General features: G+C 61.1%; 21 protein-coding genes. All 21 read left to right on the plus strand.

Features of this window, described 5'->3' with window-relative positions:
* The first annotated feature begins 2 nt into the window (after window positions 1–2).
* The gene (sctC, locus tag DTP52_RS01390) at window positions 3–1,655 is read left to right on the plus strand and encodes a type III secretion system outer membrane ring subunit SctC (RefSeq protein ID WP_109751515.1); all 1,653 of its coding nucleotides are present in this window, start codon (window positions 3–5) and stop codon (window positions 1,653–1,655) included.
* Window positions 1,652–2,758, plus strand: coding sequence for a type III secretion system gatekeeper subunit SctW (gene sctW / locus DTP52_RS01395; RefSeq protein WP_109751516.1), 1,107 nt, complete (start codon window positions 1,652–1,654; stop codon window positions 2,756–2,758). The genes sctC and sctW overlap by 4 nt, the downstream gene beginning before the upstream one ends.
* Before the next feature lie 23 nt (window positions 2,759–2,781).
* The gene (locus tag DTP52_RS01400) at window positions 2,782–4,833 is read left to right on the plus strand and encodes an EscV/YscV/HrcV family type III secretion system export apparatus protein (protein ID WP_109751517.1); all 2,052 of its coding nucleotides are present in this window, start codon (window positions 2,782–2,784) and stop codon (window positions 4,831–4,833) included.
* A 34-nt stretch (window positions 4,834–4,867) separates the two neighbouring features.
* Window positions 4,868–6,154, plus strand: a complete 1,287-nt coding sequence (gene sctN / locus DTP52_RS01405; RefSeq protein WP_109751518.1) for a type III secretion system ATPase SctN — start codon at window positions 4,868–4,870, stop codon at window positions 6,152–6,154.
* A complete protein-coding gene (locus tag DTP52_RS01410; RefSeq protein ID WP_109751519.1) occupies window positions 6,138–6,593 on the plus strand; it encodes a type III secretion protein in 456 nt (151 codons plus the stop codon). The genes sctN and DTP52_RS01410 overlap by 17 nt, the downstream gene beginning before the upstream one ends.
* Window positions 6,590–7,483, plus strand: a complete 894-nt coding sequence (locus DTP52_RS01415; RefSeq protein ID WP_109751520.1) for a type III secretion effector protein — start codon at window positions 6,590–6,592, stop codon at window positions 7,481–7,483. The genes DTP52_RS01410 and DTP52_RS01415 overlap by 4 nt, the downstream gene beginning before the upstream one ends.
* A complete protein-coding gene (locus tag DTP52_RS01420; RefSeq protein WP_109751521.1) occupies window positions 7,480–8,403 on the plus strand; it encodes a FliM/FliN family flagellar motor switch protein in 924 nt (307 codons plus the stop codon). The genes DTP52_RS01415 and DTP52_RS01420 overlap by 4 nt, the downstream gene beginning before the upstream one ends.
* Entirely contained in the window at window positions 8,396–9,055 is a 660-nt protein-coding gene (locus tag DTP52_RS01425; protein WP_109751522.1) for an EscR/YscR/HrcR family type III secretion system export apparatus protein, read from the plus strand. The genes DTP52_RS01420 and DTP52_RS01425 overlap by 8 nt, the downstream gene beginning before the upstream one ends.
* Window positions 9,056–9,065: 10 nt before the next feature.
* Window positions 9,066–9,320, plus strand: coding sequence for an EscS/YscS/HrcS family type III secretion system export apparatus protein (locus DTP52_RS01430; protein WP_109751523.1), 255 nt, complete (start codon window positions 9,066–9,068; stop codon window positions 9,318–9,320).
* A 3-nt stretch (window positions 9,321–9,323) separates the two neighbouring features.
* Window positions 9,324–10,127, plus strand: a complete 804-nt coding sequence (sctT, locus tag DTP52_RS01435; RefSeq protein WP_109751524.1) for a type III secretion system export apparatus subunit SctT — start codon at window positions 9,324–9,326, stop codon at window positions 10,125–10,127.
* Entirely contained in the window at window positions 10,102–11,136 is a 1,035-nt protein-coding gene (locus DTP52_RS01440; RefSeq protein WP_109751525.1) for an EscU/YscU/HrcU family type III secretion system export apparatus switch protein, read from the plus strand. The genes sctT and DTP52_RS01440 overlap by 26 nt, the downstream gene beginning before the upstream one ends.
* A 271-nt stretch (window positions 11,137–11,407) precedes the next feature.
* Window positions 11,408–11,890, plus strand: a complete 483-nt coding sequence (gene sicA / locus DTP52_RS01445; RefSeq protein WP_109751526.1) for a type III secretion system translocator chaperone SicA — start codon at window positions 11,408–11,410, stop codon at window positions 11,888–11,890.
* Between the two features lie 2 nt (window positions 11,891–11,892).
* Window positions 11,893–13,665 carry a type III secretion system translocon subunit SctE gene (gene sctE / locus DTP52_RS01450; protein ID WP_109751836.1) on the plus strand — a complete coding sequence of 591 codons (1,773 nt, stop codon included), beginning with the start codon at window positions 11,893–11,895 and terminating at the stop codon, window positions 13,663–13,665.
* Window positions 13,666–13,689: 24 nt separating this feature from the next.
* Window positions 13,690–14,796 carry a cell invasion protein gene (locus DTP52_RS01455; protein WP_109751527.1) on the plus strand — a complete coding sequence of 369 codons (1,107 nt, stop codon included), beginning with the start codon at window positions 13,690–13,692 and terminating at the stop codon, window positions 14,794–14,796.
* A gap of 13 nt (window positions 14,797–14,809) precedes the next feature.
* Window positions 14,810–15,904, plus strand: coding sequence for an IpaD/SipD/SspD family type III secretion system needle tip protein (locus DTP52_RS01460; RefSeq protein ID WP_109751528.1), 1,095 nt, complete (start codon window positions 14,810–14,812; stop codon window positions 15,902–15,904).
* Window positions 15,905–15,983: 79 nt separating this feature from the next.
* Entirely contained in the window at window positions 15,984–16,250 is a 267-nt protein-coding gene (locus DTP52_RS01465; RefSeq protein ID WP_109751529.1) for a phosphopantetheine-binding protein, read from the plus strand.
* 262 nt (window positions 16,251–16,512) lie between these two features.
* Window positions 16,513–17,772, plus strand: coding sequence for a winged helix-turn-helix domain-containing protein (locus tag DTP52_RS01470; protein WP_178082445.1), 1,260 nt, complete (start codon window positions 16,513–16,515; stop codon window positions 17,770–17,772).
* Window positions 17,769–18,248: a transglycosylase SLT domain-containing protein gene (locus DTP52_RS01475; RefSeq protein WP_025569737.1), complete on the plus strand. Its 480-nt coding sequence runs from the start codon at window positions 17,769–17,771 to the stop codon at window positions 18,246–18,248. Before DTP52_RS01470 ends, DTP52_RS01475 begins: the two co-directional genes overlap by 4 nt.
* Before the next feature lie 117 nt (window positions 18,249–18,365).
* Window positions 18,366–19,544: a PrgH/EprH family type III secretion apparatus protein gene (locus tag DTP52_RS01480; protein WP_109751531.1), complete on the plus strand. Its 1,179-nt coding sequence runs from the start codon at window positions 18,366–18,368 to the stop codon at window positions 19,542–19,544.
* 3 nt (window positions 19,545–19,547) lie between these two features.
* Window positions 19,548–19,811 carry a type III secretion system needle filament subunit SctF gene (gene sctF, locus DTP52_RS01485; RefSeq protein WP_025569740.1) on the plus strand — a complete coding sequence of 88 codons (264 nt, stop codon included), beginning with the start codon at window positions 19,548–19,550 and terminating at the stop codon, window positions 19,809–19,811.
* Window positions 19,812–19,871: 60 nt separating this feature from the next.
* Window positions 19,872–20,180 (plus strand): type III secretion system inner rod subunit SctI, encoded by a 309-nt coding sequence (gene sctI, locus DTP52_RS01490; RefSeq protein ID WP_025569742.1) that lies wholly within the window; start codon window positions 19,872–19,874, stop codon window positions 20,178–20,180.

The raw sequence follows: 20,180 nt of genomic DNA on the forward strand, positions 1-20,180 counted from the left end.
CGATGAGCCGCCGATGGATATTCCTGTCCCTTTTATCCGTCTGCTTGAGTACCGTGTCGCTGCTCGTACCCGTTGCCGCGCGGGCCGATGTCTATACCTTCGAAGCCCGTGAACAGAGCGCGCGCACCTTCTTCAGCGAACTGTCCGGGTCGTTGGGCAAGCCGGTCATTGTCAGCAAGGCCGCCGCCACCAAGCGGATTGGCGGTACGTTCGATCTGCGCACGCCGCAACAGACTTTTGAACGCATCAGCGTGCAGATGGGGCTGATCTGGTACAGCGATGGCCAGGCGATTTACCTGTATGACGCTTCGGAAATCAAAAGTGCCATGGCCTCGTTGCAGACCTTGACCGTGGCCAAGTTGCTGGGGTTTCTCAAGCAGTCCGGATTGCATGATGTGCGCTATCCGCTACGCACTGATGGGTTGCGCACCTTTCACGTCTCCGGGCCGCCCATCTACGTCGACCTGGTGCTGCAAGCGGCGGGGTTGATGGACAACCAGCGCTCCGAACTGTTGCTCGGCAAGCAACAGATTGGCGTCATCCATGTGCGCAATACCTTCGTCAACGACCGTCAATATGAACTGCGCGACGATAAAGTGACCATTCCCGGGCTGGCCACGGTGATCGAGGCATTGTTGCGCGGCGAAAAGCACGAGGTCGAGCCGTCGGTGGCGCAGGCCCCCGAGCCGCGAGTGCGGGGAGCGATGCCGGTATTTCCCCTGGAGGGCCTGGCGAGCACCGCCTCGGAGCAAGACCCGACGGCGCCGCGGGTCATTGCCCGAGAAGTGGCCGCCGGCAACATCCGCGTGGTGGCCTATCCGGACACCAACAGCCTGTTGGTCAAGGGCTTGCCGGAGCAGGTGCGTTTTATCGAAAACCTGGTCAATGCCCTGGATACGCCGAAACGACATGTCGAGTTGTCGTTGTGGATCATCGATCTGCACAAGGATGAACTCAACCAGTTGGGCATCAACTGGCAAGGCGCCGTGAAGTCCGGGGGCACCTTCAGCGCATCGCTCAACGCCGGCTCGGCGACCACCCTCGATGGCGCATCGTTCGTGACCCAGGTCATGGCGATGGAGCGGACCCAGCGAGCGAATGTGGTTTCGCGCCCGGTCATCCTGACCCAGGAGAACGTGCCGGCGATCTTCGACAACAACCGCACGTTTTATGCCCCGCTGGTCGGCGAGCGCAGTGTCGATCTGCAACACGTGACCTACGGCACCCTGGTGAGCGTGCTGCCGCGTTTCGCCCAGGCGGACGAGATCGAGATGTCGCTCAATATAGAGGACGGCAGCGAAGTCGACTCGGGGCAGGGCGAGCGCCTGGGTGCGTTGCCGACGGTTGGCCGTACCCGCATCAGTACGGTGGCGCGGGTGCCCCAGGGCAAGAGCCTGCTGGTGGGCGGCTTCACCCGCGATGACCACGGCGAACAGATTGGACGCGTACCGGTGTTGGGTTCGATTCCGTGGATCGGACGCTTGTTCAGCTATCGCCAGAACCGTTCGGCCAACACCGTGCGGGTGTTCCTGATCCAGCCCAAGGAGATTCGCGACGGCTTTGAGCCTGCCACCGTCGAACACGGCGCGCAGTTGCTGAGCCCGGAGCAGTACGAGCGCCTGCGCCGCTCCTATTTCCGATTGTCAGAACCATGATCCTGCCGCCGATCTCCCTGGGAGGGCGAGCGGCCCAGGCCCGCCTGAATGCCGAGAAGGCCGCCGAACATCCCCAGCCGCAAATGGAGGCCGAGACAGGGCTGGACGACAGCGCAACGGCGGCGGTGGCGCAGCGCCTCGTGCAGATCAGCGACGAGTTGTCAGCGGCGCTGACGCAATTTCGTGGCCGGCGCTTGTTCGAGCAAAAGTCCGAGGGGTTGACCGACACCTTCGAACGCGTACTGGAGGACGACACCGTGCCCAAGGCCCGGCAGGTGCTGAGCCTGGCGCGGCTGGCGGATAAACCCGTCACCTGGTTGCTGCAAATGACGCGACAACTGTTCCCCGATGACAGCGACCTGGCGCTGGTGCTGCGGGCGTTGCTGCGCCGAAGGACATTGGAGGCGCGCACACGGCAGCGGCTCGAAACGCTCTTGCAGACGGTGATTGCCCAAGGCTCTCCCAAGCGCATGAACGCCGGGATCAACGCCGCGCTCAAGGCCAGGCTGTTCGGCAAGAGCATGGCGGTACGGGCCGGCCTGTTGCGTGAGACCTACCGGGATTTTCTCGAGTCCGACGACGGTCCGCTCAGTTGCTACCAGGACTGGATTGCCCTGTACGGCCCGGCACAGCGCATGAGCGTGTTGGCCTTCATCGAAGCCGCGCTGCTCACTGATATCAGCGCCCAGGACCCCAGCTGCTCGCGCACCGAGTTCGGCCAACTGCTGGGCCGGGTGACCGACCTCAAGCGCCTGCGCTCAGCCGATGAACTGTTTATCGGCGCGCTGCTCGACGATGCACTCATCTGTCGGCACAACCCCGATGAGTCCGACTGGCTGGTGTTCCTGTTCGGCGTGTTGACCTATCCCGACGAACTCGACCAGCTGTTGCTCGGCGCGTTGGGGGAGGGTGTGCTGCTCAGTGCCCACCGTGAACGTTCGACAGTGCTGCAGACCCTGCGCCGGCTCAGCCTGCGATTACCGCCGCCGCTGTTTGCCGACGAAGAGGCTCCGTTGCGCCTGGCCACACAATTCACGCGCCTGGCGGACGTGGCCTATGCCCACGAGTGCATCGACCAACGCCGCGCCGACGGTCATCCATGATGTTGTCCCGGAGCCAGTCCTGAATGCTCAATGTATTTTTGCGCAACGTCGGCGCTCGCCCGGAACTGCTGATCCTGACCTTGATGGTGATGATCATCGCCATGCTGATCATCCCCCTGCCGACCGTGCTGGTGGATTTTCTCATCGGCCTGAACATCGTCATCTCGCTGTTGGTGTTCATGGGCTCGTTCTACATCGAGCGCATCCTCAGCTATTCGACGTTCCCGGCGTTGCTGCTGTTGACGACGTTGTTTCGCCTGGCGCTGTCGATCAGCACCAGCCGCTTGATTCTCAGCCAGGCCGATGCCGGCGAGATCATCGCGTCGTTCGGTGACTTTGTCATCGGCGAAAGCCTGGTGGTGGGCTTCGTGATTTTTTCCATCGTCACCATTGTCCAATTCATCGTCATCACCAAAGGCTCGGAACGGGTCGCTGAGGTGGCGGCGCGCTTCTCCCTGGACGGCATGCCCGGCAAGCAGATGAGCATCGACGGTGACCTCAAGGCCGGCGCCATCGACGCGGCCCAGGCCCGGGAAAAACGCAGCGTGCTGGAGCGTGAAAGCCAGTTGTACGGCTCTTTCGACGGCGCGATGAAATTCATCAAGGGCGATGCCATCGCCGGCATCATCATTATTTTCGTCAACTTCATCGGCGGCATGGCCATCGGCGTCGGGCAACTGGGCATGGACATGTCCACGGCCCTGTCGACCTACACCCTGTTGACCATCGGCGATGGCCTGGTAGCGCAGATCCCCGCGTTGCTGATCGCCATCGGCGCCGGTTTCATCGTCACCCGGGTCAACGGCGATGACAGCAACCTGGGGCGCAACATGCTCGCCCAGATGCTGGGCAACCCGTTCGTCCTCGGCGTCACCGCGTTGCTGGCGGTGGGCGTGGGCCTGTTGCCGGGGTTTCCGCTGTTGACCTTTCTCTCGATCGCTTGTGTGCTGGGGCTGGTGGTGTTTGTGCGCCACCGCCGATCCTCGCGCCCGGCCGGCTCGGGGGAAAGCCGTACCGCATCCGCCGAGCAGGACGCGTTGCCGAGCGATTCCGGGCTGCTGGAGGATGTCGACAACATTGCCACCGAAACCGTCGCCCTGATGCTGCTGGTGCCCTCTGCGCGCCTGCAAGCGCTGGAGAAGGACCGTTGGGCGGCGCGCTTTCGCAGCCAGTTCTTCGTCGATTACGGACTGCGCATTCCCGAACCGCAGCTACGGGCCAGCGAGGCACTGCCGGTCCATCAAGTGGCGGTGCTGATCAATGAAGTGCGTGCCGAGCAGTTCGATATTCATTTCGAGCACTGGCGCCTGCTGGACTATTCCCCGGAACTGGAACCCCTGGGTTTTGCCCTGGTGCGCGGCAACGACAGCAATCGCCTGGGCGGCGTCTGGGTCACCGCAGCCGACCGCGAGCGGGTGCAGCAGTTGGGCTATCACCTGCGTGCGGCAGATGAAGAATGCTATCGCTGCCTGGTCACGTTGCTGGCGCGCAACATCCAGGAGTTTTTCGGTGTGCAGGAAACCAAGCAGTTGCTCGACGAAATGGAGGTGCGCTACCCCGACCTGCTCAAGGAAGTCTATCGCCACGTCACGGTGCAGAAGATCGCCGAAGTGTTGCAACGCCTGATTGGCGAGCGTATCTCCGTGCGCAACATGAAGCTCATCCTCGAATCCCTCGCCCATTGGGCCTCCCGGGAAAAGGACGTGCTGGCGCTGGTCGAGCACGTACGCGGCGCGATGGCCCGCTACATCAGCAACAAGTTTGCCCAGGGCAACGACCTGCGGGTGCTGTTGCTGTCGGCGGAGTTCGAAGACGTGGTACGCCGGGGCATCCGGCAAACCTCGGGCGGCAGTTTCCTCAACCTGGAACCGGCCGAGTCCGAAGAGCTGATGGACCGCCTCAGCGTCGGCCTGGACAGTGTGCACATCGCCCACAAGGACATGGTGCTGCTGTGTTCGGTGGATGTGCGGCGCTATATCAAGAAACTGATCGAGGGACGCTTCCGGGAGCTGGACGTGATGTCGTTCGGCGAAATCTCCGAGACGGTCTCGGTCAATGTCATCAAGACCCTGTGAGGTTGAAAATGCTACCGATGGATATCGCCGGGCGATGAACCTGCGACTGGAAAAGCAGGCCGCCCATCCCTTGCGTTTGAGCGGGCCCTTGATCGAAGCGGCGCTGGACGGGGTGGTGATCGGCGAAGTCTGTGACGTGCGCCGGCATTGGCGTTTGCCCGAGGTCACGGCACGGGCGCAGGTGATCGGTTTCAAACCCGGCGCGGTCCTGCTCAGTTTGCTGGGCGATGCAAAAGGCTTGTCCCGGGAATCGATGATCGTGCCCACGGGCGCGATCCTGCAGATGACTTGTAGTGATGCCTTGCTCGGCAGTGTGGTGGATCCCCAGGGCACGGTTGTCGAGCGCCTGGCACCGTCGACGGCGGTGGCGCAACAGGACCGTCCAGTGGACGCCGACCCGCCGACGTACCAGCAACGGCGCCCGGTGGCGGAACCCTTGAGCACCGGCATTCGCGTGATCGACGGCTTGCTGACCTGCGGTGTCGGCCAGCGCATCGGCATTTTTGCCGCCGCCGGGTCCGGCAAGACCACCTTGATCAATATGCTGATCGAACACACGGACGCGGATGTGTTCGTGATTGGCCTGATTGGCGAGCGCGGCCGTGAAGTGACCGAGTTCATCGAGCATTTGCGCCAGTCGCCCAAGTGCGCCCGGTGTGTGGTGGTGTACGCCACTTCGGATTTTTCCTCGGTGGACCGCTGCAACTCGGCGCTGCAAGCCACGGCTATCGCCGAGTATTTCCGCGACCAGGGAAAGCGCGTGGTGTTGCTGCTGGACTCGTTGACCCGCTACGCCCGCGCTCGCCGCGACCTGGCCTTGGCGGCCGGTGAAGCGCCGGCGCGGCGCGGTTATCCGGCCTCGGTGTTCGATGCCTTGCCGCGCTTGCTGGAGCGCCCCGGCGTGACGGCGAGCGGCAGCATTACCGCCTGGTACACGGTGCTGTTGGAAAGTGACGATGAACCGGACCCGATTGCCGAGGAAATCCGCTCGATTCTCGACGGCCACGTCTACCTCAGTCGCGCCCTGGCGGCCAGAGGGCATTATCCGGCCATCGATGTGTTGCGCAGCGTTAGCCGCGTGGCGACGCAAGTCACTACGCCGCAGGTCCAGCAACTGGCTGCGTCGACCCGGGAAACCCTGGCGCGTCTTGAGCAACTGCAGGTCTTTCTCGACATGGGCGAGTACAGCCCGGGCGCGGACGCGGCCAATGACCACGCCATGCAGCGTCGCGAAGCCCTCAGTCAGTGGTTGCGCCAGCCAACGGGCGAGTGTTGCGCGCCGGACGAAACCTTGCGGAGCCTGCATGAAATCATTGCCTGACCAGCGGCGCCTGTTGGCCTTCAGTCAGTTCCGCCGGCAACGCGGCGAACAGGCCGTGCTGCGGGTCCAGCGCCAGTTGCAGCCGCTGCTTGCCGAGCGCGCTGGCTTCGAGGAACAGGAGGCCGCGCTGCAACGCTTGTTGACCAGTCATCGGGCCAATGACTGTGTGCTGGATCACGGGCAGCTATTGGCGCTGTTGCGCACCCAGGCGGTGATCCGGCGGCGGATCGATCTGCTGCGTGTCGAGCGCGGCCGCTTGGAGCAGCAGTGCCGGCAGGTCGAGCAGCAGTTGCAGGAGCAGCATGAACACCTGCGCTTGCTCCAGCGCAAGCATGACAAGTACGTGCGTTCAGTCCAGCAATTGTTGCGTGCGCAACGGCTCGAGGCGGTGCGCCGGGAAGAACGAGAGTTGGAAGAGACGATTGGGGTTCGGCGATGAAAGAAATATCTGTGGTGCCTGCTCGACCGGTGCAAACCCTGGACCCCGTCGATGAAGGCCCAATCGACGAGCTGCAAGACCCGCTCGTCCCAGTGCAAGAGGATGAGCTGCCGCAAGGCGTGCTGGATCTTGTGGTTGCGCTGATTCGGCAGCGACAACCGACGATGGAGAACGCCCGGGCAGTGACGGGGCATTCGATGAACATGGCCCAGGCGGCGGTGGATGTCGATCACGATGAAGCACGATCGATTGTCCCGATAACGACGGACCTGGAACCTGATAGAGCACGACCGGCAGCCCGCAATGCGATGCCTTTTCCACACGCCGATCTGCTGTTCAATAAAGCGATGCAACAGGCGTTGCCCCAACGCCTGGAGCCGGGTGCTTCCACCCGCGATCACCTGGCGGCGCCGACATCCCCAGCGTCGGTCGAGCCGATGGCGCTCGATCCTTTCACCGCTGCCGATGCGCGCTCGATATCGGGCTTCGATGAGCCATTGCCCCAAGCGCCGCAGAGCCTTCACAGCATGCGCCATGCGCCTGCGGTTGCCCCTGTATCGATCCCGCCAGCGGCGACATCGGTAGCGCTGCCAACGCCCGAGGTCATGGTCGAGCCCTTGTCGGGTGCCGACCGGGGCTTGCTGCAAGTGCCTTTCAACAGAGGGGCGGCCAGCGGCCAAGTAACGATCAGTCGGTTGCCCGAGGAACCCACTCGGCAACTGACGCTCAGCCCCAGCAATGCCCAGGTGTTCGAGCAACTCAAGGCGCCTTTCGAACTGGCCCGGGAACCTGCCTGGCGGTTGGCTGATAGTGGTGGCGAGCAGCAGCGCCAGGGTTCACAGCAGCAGCCGGATGAAGATCAGGATGAACAGTCCGGGTTTGAAGCGTGAGCGCATTGCGGCTCCGTCGGATCGATTCTGTCGCCCATGCCCGCGCGCAGGCGATTCAACGCTGGCGGCGCACCGGTCGGGACGCGGGGTTGGGCAAGGTGCCGGTGCGCTCCGGCTACCTGGGTTTTTGCGCAGCGGCTGATGGCGCGGATTGGCGGGGGCTGATCCTCGCCCGCGACTGGCTGCATCACACGCTCCCGACCTTGCAATCGTTGCTGGTGCTCGAATGCCCGTTGCCGAGCATCGTCGAACTGTTCCAGGCGGTGCCACGGCCCTTGTTGCTGGAGGTGGAGGAGTTGCGTTACCGCACGCTGACGGACGTCGAATGCGTGGCCCCGACGCGATTGCCAACGCACGACTTGCCGTGGCTCGACACACCGCGAGGGCGCGTGTGGTTGACCCAATTGCCGTCCCGCACCGCCGTGCGTGCTCCGTTGGGTGCCGACTCATGGCTGAGGGACTTGCCGGTGCGCCTGGCGCTGATGCTCGGCGTCAGCCACCTGAGTCTTGCCAGTCGAATGCGCCTGGGTGAAGGCGATGTGCTGCGCATCACCCAGCGGGCTCAACGCTGTTTTCTGGCGGGCCGCTGCCTTGGCGTTTTTACCTTTAGCGAAGAGGGTTTACACATGCAATCGACCGTGGCCGATGCCCATCCAGAGAACACGCCCGAACCTGACGTGGACATCGATTTCAGTGCGCTCCCGGTACGCCTGGAGTTCCTGCTCGCGACCCACGACACCGACCTGGCGACGTTGTCGCACATCATCGCCGGGCAACTGATCCCGTTGGCTGAGAACGCCGTGCGACACATTGAGGTTCGCGCCAACGGCAAGCCGATTGCCCTGGGAGAGTTGGTGCAGCTGGACGACCAGTTGGGCGTCGAGCTGCTGAAGGTCTATCGGAACGACGGCGATGAATGACGTCTCGCTGATCGCGCTGCTGGCATTCGCTTCGCTGTTGCCGTTCCTGGTGGCGGCGGGCACCTGCTACCTCAAGTTCTCCATCGTCTTCGTCATCGTGCGCAACGCCTTGGGCCTGCAACAAGTGCCGTCGAACATGGCGCTCAATGCGATTGCGCTGATGCTGGCGATTTTCGTCATGACGCCGGTCATGAAACAGGGCCATGACTACTACAAGCGCGAGGCGGTGGCCTTCACCGACATCGAGTCGGTGGTGAATTTCGCCGAGAACGGCCTGGGCAGCTACAAGGACTACCTGCGCAAGTACACCGACCCGGAGCTGGCGCTGTTTTTCGAACGGGCCCAGGTGGTCCAGGATGAAACCGACGCCGACTGGCCCGCCGATGAAGAACTGGCGCCGTCGTTGTTTTCGCTGCTGCCGGCCTATGCCCTGAGCGAAATCAAGAGCGCCTTCAGGATCGGTTTCTACCTGTACCTGCCCTTCGTGATCGTCGACCTGGTGATCTCCAGCATCCTGCTGGCGCTGGGCATGATGATGATGAGCCCGGTGATCATTTCGGTGCCGATCAAACTGGTTCTGTTTGTCGCCCTCGACGGCTGGGCACTGCTGTCCACCGGGCTGGTCAAGCAATACCTGACTTTGCTGGCATAGGCCCACGCCCATGAATGAACTGGTCTATGCCGGTAACAAGACCCTGTACCTGATCCTGCTGATGGTGGCCTGGCCGATCATTGTCGCCACCGTGGTCGGCCTGGTGGTCGGCTTGATCCAGACCGTGACCCAGTTGCAGGAGCAGACTTTGCCATTCGGCTTCAAGCTGGTGGCGGTCGCCGCGTGCCTGTTTTTGCTCTCGGGCTGGTACGGCGAAACCCTGCTGGATTTCAGTCGTGAAGTCATTCGCCTGGCGTTGGGTTAGGCGATGTCGGTGACGTTGTTCTTCGAGCTGTACGCCTGGTTCGCTGCAGCGCTGTTGGGCGTGGCGCGCCTGGCGCCGATTTTCTTCATGTTGCCGTTTCTCAACAGCGGTGTGCTGACCGGCGTGGCGCGCCAAGCGGTGATCGTCTTGGTCGCGCTGGGGTTCTGGCGCTACGTTGGCGTGCCCGCGCCGGCCCTCGACAGCGTGGCCTTTCTTGGCCTGGTGTTGCGCGAGGCGGGTATCGGCGTGTTGCTGGGGGTGCTGCTGTGTTGGCCGTTCTGGGTGCTTCACGCGATGGGCAACCTGATCGACAACCAGCGCGGGGCCATGCTCAGCAGCACGGTGGACCCGGCCAACGGTGTCGATACCTCGGAGTTGGCGAATTTTCTCCAGCTGTTTGCGGCGGCGGTGTACCTCGAAGGTGGCGGCATGTTGCTGATGCTCGAAACCGTCGGTCACAGTTATCGCATTTGCACGCCGGCGAACGACTGCCAGATGCACCTGCCGGCCCTCTATGGTTTGCTCGATGGGTTGGTGAGCAAGACCCTGGTGATCAGCGCACCGGTGGTCGCTACCTTGCTGGTCAGCGAAGCATTGCTCGGTTTGCTCTCGCGGTATGCGCCGCAAATGAACGCCTTCTCGGTGTCGCTGACGGTCAAGAGCCTGGTGGCGCTGGTGGTGTTGATGTTGTATTTCGGCGTGCATCTGCCGGATGAAGTCCTGCGCATGGGCATGATGTCCGATGGGTTGGCCCGGTATCTGGGTGGCGGGGAGGGCGGGCATGTCGTCCAGCGCCTCGAAAACTGAAAAGCCCACTGCCAAGCGTCTCCGGGATGCCGCGCGCAAAGGCCAGACGTTCAAGGCCAAGGACCTGGTCATCACCTGTCTGACCTTGTGCGGCATCAGCTACATGGTTTTCAACAGCTCGCTGGGTGAGATCATGGAGGTTTACCGGCGCATCATCGCCAGCGACTTTGACGCGGATCTGCAAGCCTACTCGGCGATGCTGGTGCAGCTCGGTCTCAAGGCGTTGCTGCCGTTGTTGCTGGTGTGTGTGCTGACCAGTGCCTTGCCGGCCCTGCTGCAAAGCGGTTTTGCCCTGGCCAGCGAAGCATTGAAGCTGAACCTCGGTGCGCTGAACCCGATCAATGGCTTCAAGAAACTGTTCAGCCTGCGCACCGTCAAGGACACCTTCAAGGCGCTGTTGTACCTGGGCAGTTTCGCCATGGCGCTGTGGCTCGTCTGGGTCACCCAGCGGCAATTGCTATTCGCCCAACTGTTCGCCCAGGCGCCGGACCTGTTCGCGATCTGGGGACACTTGTTGCTGGTGCTGGTGCTGGCATTTCTGGCCTGTATCCTGCTGATCGTCGTGCTCGATGCCCTCAGCGAATACTGGTTGTTCATGAAAGACCAGATGATGGACAAGGATTCGGTCAAGCGCGAACACAAGGAGCAGGACGGCAACCCGCAGATCAAGGGCCGCCGCCGTGACCTGCACATGGAGCTGCTGTCGGAGCAGGTCAAGTCCGATGTGCGCAGCTCACGCATGATCATCGCCAACCCCACCCACATTGCCATCGGCGTGTATTTCCGCCCGGAAATCACCCTGCTGCCGTTCATCTCCCTGATGGAAACCAACCAGCGCGCACTGGCCGTACGGGCGTATGCCAAGGAGGTCGGGGTGCCGGTGATCAACGACGTCGCACTGGCCCGGCGGATTTTCAAGACCCACCAGCGCTACAGCTTTCTGCAGGTGCAGGAGATCGAGGAAGTGCTGCGGTTGTTGATCTGGCTGGAGCAGGTTGAACAGGCTTGAGGCCCAGCCCAACCCTGGTGGCAAGGAGGGGCTGTGGGAGCAAGGCTTGCCCGCGATGCAGGCGCCTCGTTTCCCCTGAGACCGCGCGGTCCTCATCGCGGGCAAGCCTTGCTCCCACAGAAATCCCCTAGCCACAAAAGCATTCTCGCCAGGCAGGAGGTTCTTGCGCGTTTCAACAACGGCATGAGCGCAATTTGGCAGCGGGCCTCCCGACGTTTTGGCTCAATGGCACCGGTCAGCGACGCTGACTTTTTTTCAGGGAGTGTGGCTGATGAGTCGCGACAACAAACAAGACGAGCAGGTAGCCCAGGACGTCGTCGACGCGGTGCTCGGTGGCGCGGCGTTGAAGGATGTGCAAGGCCTCAGTGACGAGCACATGGACAGTCTCTATGCCTTCGCCTTCCAGTTCTACGAACAGGGGCGACTGGACGATGCCGAGAAGTTCTTTCACTTCCTGTGCATCTACGACTTCTACAACAGCCATTACTGGATGGGACTGGCTGCGGTGCACCAGCTCAAGCAAAACCACCAGAAGGCCATCGACCTGTATGCGATCGCTTTTGCCCAAGGCAACAACGACTACCGACCGATGTTGTACACCGGCCAGTGCCATCTGGCCCTGGGCAAGATCGGCAAGGCCCGGTTGTGTTTCGAATACGTGCTTGAGCAAGCCACGCAAGACGATCTGCGAGAGCAGGCCAAGGTGTATCTCGACACCTTGGCCCACATGGAACAGCAATGTTCGGAGGACTGAACATGAGTGAAATCAGAAGCACCCCAAGCCCCGCATTCCAGGGGCGGATGAGTCGCAGCGAAGCCTTTGAAAAATATGGTGCGGCGGCCAGCAAGGCCGCCAGGACCGCCGATTTTCAGGCGGCCGGCAAGCAAGCCCTGGCGGACCTGATGTCGGTGAAATACGAAGGTCAAAATGGCCCGTCCGCCGCCGCTACCGGTCGGCCCGCGCTGCATGCGCCAGCGCTGCGCGCCGATGGCAACAAACAGGAAACCAACGGTGACCTGTTCACACTGTTGATGGCGATGATCAGTGAGCTGATCGGCGAGGTCGACGTCAAGAAACTGAGCAACCGCTTGGCGATGTTGCAGAGCATGGCCGGTGCCAAGCAGCAGGGCTATGCCAACCTCTCGGCTGAATACGCCGCAGCCGTCCAGGCCTTGGAGGCTGCCGAGGGCCAGGTCGGCAGCAGCCAGGGACACCTCGAACAGTTGCGAGAGAGAGTCCTGCAGGTCCAGGGCTTGCTGGAAGAAAGCGAAGCGCGCCTGGCGCAGTTGGACCCTGAATCGCCGGAATACGCCCAGGAGCTGGCCCGTCGCGATCAGCTCAAAGGCGAACTGGCGAGCCATACCCAAGCCTTCAATGTGGCAGTCGACGCTCATCTGAAGCTGATCGAGATCGCCAATGCCTTTGCCAAAACCCTGAGCGAGGTGGTCGCGAAGGTGCTGGTGGTGTCCGGCACCAGCGGCCCCGCCCTCAAGGACACCGATGAAAAAGCCCTCAGCAGCAGTGCCCTGGCGTTGCTCAATCGCTTGAAGATCATCGAACTGCTCGGCGAGGCGGCGCAGAACAAAGAGGAACTCAGCCAGGAGTTGTTCCAAGCGTTGCAGGTCAAGCTTCAGGAACACATGAAGCGGGAGTCGGATAAATACCTGGAAGAAGTCCGCAAGGCCGAGGCATTGCAGAAAACCATGGGCTGCATCGGCAAGATCGTCGGGGCGATCTTGAGCGCGGCAACCATTGTTGCCGGGGTGTTGACCGCCAACCCGGTGCTGATTGTGGTGGGTGTGATTGGCGCGGGGGTGATGATTGCCGATGCGGTGGTCGAGGAAAAAACCGGCAAGTCGTTCATGGCCGAAGCGATGAAACCGCTGACCTTCGTCATGCAGGAAGCCATCAAGCGGTTCTCCGAGATGTACACCCAAATGCTGATAGACCTGGGCGTCGATGAAGACAAGGCCAAGGAAATCGGGCAGATCGCCGGCATGATCCAGGGCGTCGTTTCGACGCTGGCCGCCGTCGCGCTGGTGGCCGTGGTCGGAGCGCAGGTGATCGGGCCGATGATCAGCGCCGTCGCCTCGAAACTGGCATCGGTGGCCGCCCAGGCCGCGCCTGTCGCGATGCAAGCCATGAAGCAGATGGCAACGTCAGTGGGCAACTCGCTGACCCAGCTACTCACGCAGTTGCGCGGGTTCATCACCAATGGTGCCGATGCGGTATCCCTGGCCCGTTATGCCGCCAACCTGGAGATCGCCCAGGCCGTCACCGAGTTCGGCAATGTCGCGGTACAAGGCGGGCTGCAAATCAAAAGCGGCCAACACCAGGCCCAGGCTGCCGTGCACCTGGCCAATGTGCGGGTACGCATGGCAATCAGCGAGGAAATCAGCGCCTACCTGACTCAGGTGGTCGAGCACTACGGTCAGGCGATGCACGAACGAACCCGCCAGATCGAGCAGCTATTTGCCGACATGCAACGCAGCCATTCCGTCAGCCTGCAAATGGTTCGGCATGTTTGAAATCACCTACAACAGGTATCCATGATGACCACTATTCACGCTCCAATCAGAATCGCCCCCGTTGCCATTGACCACGATTTGACCAACGACGCAGGGTTGAGCGAGCTGGTCGCTCAAGAGCAGTTTTCAAAGGATCTCAAGGCCAAGTCCCTCTTGGGGGCTCGGATTTCCGACAACAGCATCGCCAAGCAAGTACTCAAGCACGACGGCTTCGCAGCGCCCTCGGCTGCGGAGCTCGAGAGTGAAATCAACGCCTACCCACCCACCGAATCGGACTGGGAGGACTTCGGTGAGGCCTTGATGATGCTCAGCGATGACGTGCGCAACGACCTGATATTCGACCCCGGTGCATGGGAGAAACACGCCAACGTGTTGGTGGCCGCGATCATCGCGCTGAACATCGCCCGAGTGGCCAACGCGCAACTGCGCGGGCATTTCAGCGTCATGGCCTCCGATGCGGCCAAGGCCCAAGGCGCGGCGATTGTCGAGTCCGGCAAGGCGGCGATGTACAGCGCCATCACTGGGGCAATCGTGTCCGGAGCCATTTCCGGATTCGCCCTGCTCAAGACTTTCCAGGGCCAGAAGTTGAGGCATGCGGACATCGACTTGCACAAGCGCAACGCCATGGACGCTCGCGATATCGAACGCGACCTCAAGCTTGAGCGCAACCGTACCGAGTGGAATCCGCAGACCACCTACAAGATCAAGACCGTGGATGACTTCGGTCGCCCGACAACGGTCGATTTCAAACCCAAGGCTTCGTCCCTGTCATCCCAGGATCAAGCCTGGTTCGACAAGCAAATCCTCAACGCGCAAAAGGTCAGTGAGACCTCTGATTGGTTGAGCCAGATGGGCAGCAAGGGGATCGACAAGAAACTGGAAATCGGCCGCGCGCTCAGCGCCATGTCGATGAGCTTGAGTCAGGTGGTGGCGAGCATGGTGCGCCTGACCGAGCACGCCGCCCGGGAAAAAGAAGTGCTGCAGCAAAGTGCGCAGAACAGCCAGAAGAGCCTGAGCGATGAAGTCGGCCAGAAAGACGCGGCCGATGCGGCGCTCTTGCAAAAACTGATGGACATGGTGATGCAGCTTTTTCAAGGGCGCAGCGATGTCATTCGCGCCCTGACGGCTTGAGGAGAAGAGCCCCATGGAGATCGCGCCATTTACTCGTCCCCCTATCGTATTGCTGCCGAACGTGGAGACCATCACTGATACGGCACCGCCTCTCGAGGTACCCGTTGAAGTTCAAACGGTCAGTTCCCTGACCCATCTGCTGGACCGGTCCATGAACGCCATGAATCGCGGCCTCGGCCAAATGCTCAAGTGCCCGTCAATCACCGCCAAGCAGATGGACGGCATGACCAGCGAGGCGACAGCGCAGCCGTTCATCGCGGAGTTTGTCGAACAGATCCACGCCAAGCGTGACCGAGCGCAAATGTTGGCCATGCAGCTGCGCCAGTGCTGTGCCGTGATGACCCACAGTCTGAAAGCCGGGCTGTTGGACGAAAGCCAACTCCAGCAGGTCGATGACGAACACAACCAAATCCTCCACGCCCTCGAACGACATTTGGAAGAGCACAAGCCCCTTGAGATCGCAGAGGCCTTGGATGCAACGATAAATTCATCGAATGACTTCTTCGAAAAACTCCTTGAACTGATCGACCTGATCAAGAACGGCTACCTCGCCGGTTACGAACATATCATCTCGGCCTATACGGACTTCTTCGCCGCCTTCAATGCCCGAATCACCGCGATGATGAAAAATTGGGTCGAAGGGGCGAACGACGGTAAAGATGTCAGGTTGAACGCGGGTGCACTGCACGCTGCGTTGACGCAACTGATCGCCGATTACAGCCATCCGAACCCGGCCTCCATTCTGTTTCCGAAACCGGGCGAAGAAGCCAGCGAGGAAGAAGCAGACAAATGGCGTCAAGCACTGGGCTTGCCTGCTAATTGCCTTAAACCAAACGGCGACGGTACTTGGTGCGTGGTCATCGATACCGGGCCGCTGACGTTAATGAAAAAAGACCTGCCGTCCAGTGGCACGGTGACCTGGGATACCGCCAAATACAACCAATGGCAAACCGGCTTCAACGCCCAGGAGGAACGCTTGAAAAACATGCTGCAGTCGTTGACGCAGAAGTACTCAAATGCCAATTCGTATCATGACAATTTCAATAAGACCTTGTCGGCGCATTTGAATCAGTTTGCGGATATGTTGAGGGCGATGTTGAATTTCTAGGATTAGCGACAGCGACGATATTGAGTCTGGCTTGGCGTGTACATGTTCCACGTCCGCCAGATTTCTTAGGAAAGAAAAAATGTCAGAAAATCCAATTGATCGGTTTGAAAGTATCCACGCGATCATCAAGTCGTTGGTGGTGGGTATGCCCCTTCGTGGTCGGGTCATTGGCGGTGGTTCGCGGTTGGTCGAAGACCTGTCTATCGATTCCATGAGTCTGGTCGAGCTTGTTTTGGAGCTGAATAACGCTTTCGGTATTGAGTTGTCCGAAGCTGAAGTGGAGGAATGGAGGACGATGCAGGATGTCGTCGATTCGGTGCGCAGGCACATGGAGAGTAGCCCTTGATGGGTACCTGTTCGGGTGGGCAGCGCTTTTTTAAGTGCATCGCTGTGTTTATTCGCCCATCCCGGTCTGGTTAAGTGTTCTAGCTTGATTTTATTGAGTTCCTTCCTACGGTTCTCGTCTCTGTTTCCTACGTTAATAGCATTCAGTACCCTACGGAATCCTCCTACGCATCTTCCTATAGTCACGAAGCTCGTCATCCCGAGCCTGTCACACCACAGGCTCAATCGCGCTTCAGTAACTTTCTATAGAGAAATCCCTGAGTATGGACAGTGCAACTGATCAACCGCCGGTGAAGTCATTCGTTTTTGACCACTGGCTATTGCAAAGCGATGGAACGCTGATGCGAGATGGACAAGGAGTTCATGTTCCTCCCAAAGAGCTGCACGTGCTGCGCCTGTTGTTGACGTCGGCGGGTACGGTCGTGAGTAAGGATTATCTGCTTGATCATGTCTGGCCAAGGATGGATGCGGCGGAGGAGTCGTTGACCCGGTGTATCTATGCCTTGCGCAAGTTGTTCAAGGAGAACAAGGGCTACATTGCGACGGTTTACGGCCAGGGTTATAGGTTTACCGGTTCCGTGGTCGAGCTCGACGTGCCGAGCCAGGCGAGGGTGATGGCGCCTTCGCTGGCGGTCTTGCCTTTTCGCAATCTGGACGAGATCGCGGCGCTGGATCTGCAGGATCTGATGATCCGCCAACTGACCGCGGCGTTCGGTGAGGCGCTGCATGTCATTCCCTCGGGGCTGATCGCGGCCTGCGGGGCGTCGGGCGATGTGCGCTCGTTGGCCGGGCGGTTGTCGGCGGATTATTGCTTGAACGGTCGTTTTATCGGTGCGGGCGGGTTGCAACACTGGTCGATCGAGTTGATTCGTGGACGCGACCAGGCGCTGCTGCATGGACAGACGTTGGATGCCTGGGATCCGGGGGAGGCGCTGGGCGCGTTGACGTGTCTGGTGGCGCAGCGTGTACCCGGGTTGCGTCCGGTCGGTGAGCTCTGTGGGTCTTATGCGGTGGCGGTGGCGTATCTCAATGGCTTGTGCAGTGTGCAGCAGCACACGGCGCAAAGCCTGCGCGATGCCCTGGTGCTGTTCAGGCAGTGTTTGAAACTCGATCCCGGCTATGCGCCGCCCTGGTGTGGTTTGGCGGATGTGTGGCTGGGACAGGCGATGATGGGCCTGGGTGACCCGGAGCGGGCCATCGAAGAGGCGCATTCGGCGGTTTCCAAGGCCTTGGCGTTGGACCCCGGCAGCATCCCTGCCTTGACGCGCCTGGCGTTGCTCACCAGTTTGCGCGGCTGCGAGCAGGCGGCCCAGGTGTTGTTCCGGCGCTGCCTGTTGTCGGCCGATCAGGCTGACGTGCTGTATTTCCATGCCTGGCATCACTGGTTCTGGCGGCGCAATGAGCTGGCGGCGCAGATGATCGACCAATGCCTGGAACATGACCCGGGTTGTGTGCGGGCGCAGATCATGCGGGTGCGCATTCACGAACAACTGACGTGGATCCGCGAGCGGCGCCTGGCATGAAGCGGCGCAGGAGCAAATGGTTGTGCTGGCCGGTGTGTCTGGGCCTGGGCCTGGGGCTTGGCATGGCCCAGGCGCACGCCTGGTGCTGGAGCAGGGCGGGGCAGTTGCACGCCATCGAACCGGAACTGCTGCAAGCGATTGCCGATGTCGAATCCGGGCAGCGGCCCGATGCGATCAACCACAACCGCAACGGCACCCGCGATATCGGGCTGATGCAGATCAACAGCATTCATTTACCTCGATTGCGTGCCCGGGGCATTACCGAGCAACGCTTGCTGGATGAGCCGTGCCTGTCGGTGGAGGTCGGTGCGTCGGTGCTGGCCGAGTTTATCGCCCGTCATGGCTACAACTGGACGGCGGTCGGTGCCTACAACGCAGGTAACTCACCCCATCGGCAAGCCGCGCGGCTTCGTTATGCGCGCAAAGTCTGGCAGCGCTATAGAGTGCTCACCCAGGCTCGGCAAGCGGTGCGTTAAGCAGGCAGGCGCAGGATTCTGATCCTTTGCCCCGGGCAATCGGCAGAATTCGATCAGGAATCCTGCCGCCGGCCTTTCTACCCTGAGTGCTCATTCGACTGCCCTGGAGTTTGGACGGTGACAGTCCCGACGGCCCCCACCCTACAGCCTTGTGTCCTGCGGATCCTCAATGGTCCGTTGCAGGGCTGTGAATTCGCGCTTGGTCAAGGCTCCACCTTGTTCGTGGTCGGTGCGGTGGAGTTGCTTGGGGATGGCGCGTTGTCGGCCAGTGTTCCGGCGGATGCGATCTTCGTTCCTCTGGAACAAGATGGATGCAATTTCGAGGTGCTGGCCGATCAGGCCGCGCCGGACGGCTTGCCGCTGCGGCTGCTCGGTGATTCGGTGGAAGTGCGCCACTGTGCCTTTCAAGCCAGGGTGCAGATCGGCGGCCTGCACATCGCCTTACGTCCTGATGACCAGCCATGGGCGCCGGAGCTTCTCGGCCATGGGCCCGGCGCTTCAGCCAAGCCAACCCATTACATGAAGGGACGTGTCGCGTTGACGCGATGGATCGCTGGCGGTCTGGCGCTGGTGGTGCTGTTCGTTGCGATTGGCTTTTGGTCAACGCCGGGGCCCGCGCCGGAAGCCGATATCCGTGCGCTGATCAATGGCGCCAGTGCCCAGGTTCAGGTGTTGCGCGGTCGTGATCAGTCGGTCTACGTCTTGGTGTCTTCCGAGCGTGATGCCGGTTGGAGTCGCCAGGTGTTGACCCGCCACAACAACCTGGACGGCCAGGTGCTGATGATCGACCAGGAGCGTCGCCGGCTGGAGCAGGTGCTGGTCGACCACGATCCGCAACTGGCCTGGCATTTCCTGGACCTCAAGGACCCGTCGGTGCCGCGACTGCTGCTCAGCACCCAACGCAATCTGCTGACGCCCGGCAAGCAAGCCCAACTGCTCGATACGTTGCTCGCGGCAGCACCTTATGCCCGCGACGTCGTGGTGCAGATGCAGGATGACAAGCTGCTCGCCGATCTCGCCCAGGGCGGTTTGCAGCGTCTTTCGCTGGCCTTCAGCCGGGTCGAACACCAAGACAGCGTAACGTTTGCCGTCGAGGGCAACCTGCAGGATGCCGAGCTGGCCGCCGCTCGTCAGTACGTCGATGATTTTTACCGGCAGTGGGGTGGCCGCTACGTGCATTTCACTGTCGAGCTCAGGGACGACGCGCTCAAGGGCAAGTCGTTTCAAACCGGCCCCCAGGGCTATGTCAAGACGAGTCCTTCGTCCTGGCTTTTTTCAAACAAGCAGAGCAGGTGACGTATGGCTGGTATCCCGATCGTGTTTCCCGAATTTCCCGATGACTTTCTCGGAGAGCAGGCCGCTGCGTTCGAGCGTGGCGCCCAAGGCCTTAAAGCGGCACTGGATCAAGCGCTGGAGGACCTTAAGCTCGATGCCTCGGACCCTGGAAAACTAGCGGCCTACCAAACCGCGTTTTCCTCATACACGGTCTTTCGCAACGCCCAGACCAACACGATCAAGGGCTTCAAGGATATCGACATGGCGATCATCCAGGCGGCTCGTTGACGCTTCCTCTTTTGGCTAGCCATCGCTCGTGACGATGGCCATTTTCATGAGTGCCTGAGTATGCCCATCCAGAGTATTTCCCCGTTGCTTGTCGCGCGGTCAGCCTTCGTTGAATTGCGCGGGCCGCAGGAAGGCCCGATCGTTTCTTTGGAATCGCGCTTGATCGAAGCGTTTGCCGGTTCCGTCGTCGACAGCGCGCAAGACGTCTCGGCGATCAACCAGCTGATCCAGCGCCCGGATATCACCGCCCCTGAAGTGTTGACCCAGTTGCAGGAGTTGACCGGGCAATACAACGTCGACATCAACTTGCTCAACGTGCTGGTGCGCAAAGCGGTGGGCACGGCAGAAACCTTGTTGCGTGCGTCATGA

It is taken from the genome of Pseudomonas sp. 43mfcvi1.1, assembly GCF_900115935.1.
Classification (GTDB): Bacteria; Pseudomonadota; Gammaproteobacteria; order Pseudomonadales; family Pseudomonadaceae; genus Aquipseudomonas; species Aquipseudomonas bijieensis.

Bases quoted from the DNA above. Each gene is read 5' to 3' on its own strand.
- sctN (WP_109751518.1), top strand. From the start codon at position 4,868: ATGAACCTGCGACTGGAAAAGCAGGCCGCCCATCCCTTGCGTTTGAGC.
- DTP52_RS01470 (WP_178082445.1), top strand. From the start codon at position 16,513: ATGGACAGTGCAACTGATCAACCGCCGGTGAAGTCATTCGTTTTTGAC.
- DTP52_RS01475 (WP_025569737.1), top strand. From the start codon at position 17,769: ATGAAGCGGCGCAGGAGCAAATGGTTGTGCTGGCCGGTGTGTCTGGGC.
- sctE (WP_109751836.1), top strand. From the start codon at position 11,893: ATGAGTGAAATCAGAAGCACCCCAAGCCCCGCATTCCAGGGGCGGATG.
- sctT (WP_109751524.1), top strand. From the start codon at position 9,324: ATGTCGGTGACGTTGTTCTTCGAGCTGTACGCCTGGTTCGCTGCAGCG.
- DTP52_RS01400 (WP_109751517.1), top strand. From the start codon at position 2,782: ATGCTCAATGTATTTTTGCGCAACGTCGGCGCTCGCCCGGAACTGCTG.
- DTP52_RS01460 (WP_109751528.1), top strand. From the start codon at position 14,810: ATGGAGATCGCGCCATTTACTCGTCCCCCTATCGTATTGCTGCCGAAC.
- sctW (WP_109751516.1), top strand. From the start codon at position 1,652: ATGATCCTGCCGCCGATCTCCCTGGGAGGGCGAGCGGCCCAGGCCCGC.
- DTP52_RS01455 (WP_109751527.1), top strand. From the start codon at position 13,690: ATGACCACTATTCACGCTCCAATCAGAATCGCCCCCGTTGCCATTGAC.
- DTP52_RS01465 (WP_109751529.1), top strand. From the start codon at position 15,984: ATGTCAGAAAATCCAATTGATCGGTTTGAAAGTATCCACGCGATCATC.
- DTP52_RS01415 (WP_109751520.1), top strand. From the start codon at position 6,590: ATGAAAGAAATATCTGTGGTGCCTGCTCGACCGGTGCAAACCCTGGAC.
- DTP52_RS01410 (WP_109751519.1), top strand. From the start codon at position 6,138: ATGAAATCATTGCCTGACCAGCGGCGCCTGTTGGCCTTCAGTCAGTTC.
- sctI (WP_025569742.1), top strand. From the start codon at position 19,872: ATGCCCATCCAGAGTATTTCCCCGTTGCTTGTCGCGCGGTCAGCCTTC.
- sctF (WP_025569740.1), top strand. From the start codon at position 19,548: ATGGCTGGTATCCCGATCGTGTTTCCCGAATTTCCCGATGACTTTCTC.
- DTP52_RS01440 (WP_109751525.1), top strand. From the start codon at position 10,102: ATGTCGTCCAGCGCCTCGAAAACTGAAAAGCCCACTGCCAAGCGTCTC.
- DTP52_RS01430 (WP_109751523.1), top strand. From the start codon at position 9,066: ATGAATGAACTGGTCTATGCCGGTAACAAGACCCTGTACCTGATCCTG.
- sicA (WP_109751526.1), top strand. From the start codon at position 11,408: ATGAGTCGCGACAACAAACAAGACGAGCAGGTAGCCCAGGACGTCGTC.
- DTP52_RS01425 (WP_109751522.1), top strand. From the start codon at position 8,396: ATGAATGACGTCTCGCTGATCGCGCTGCTGGCATTCGCTTCGCTGTTG.
- sctC (WP_109751515.1), top strand. From the start codon at position 3: ATGAGCCGCCGATGGATATTCCTGTCCCTTTTATCCGTCTGCTTGAGT.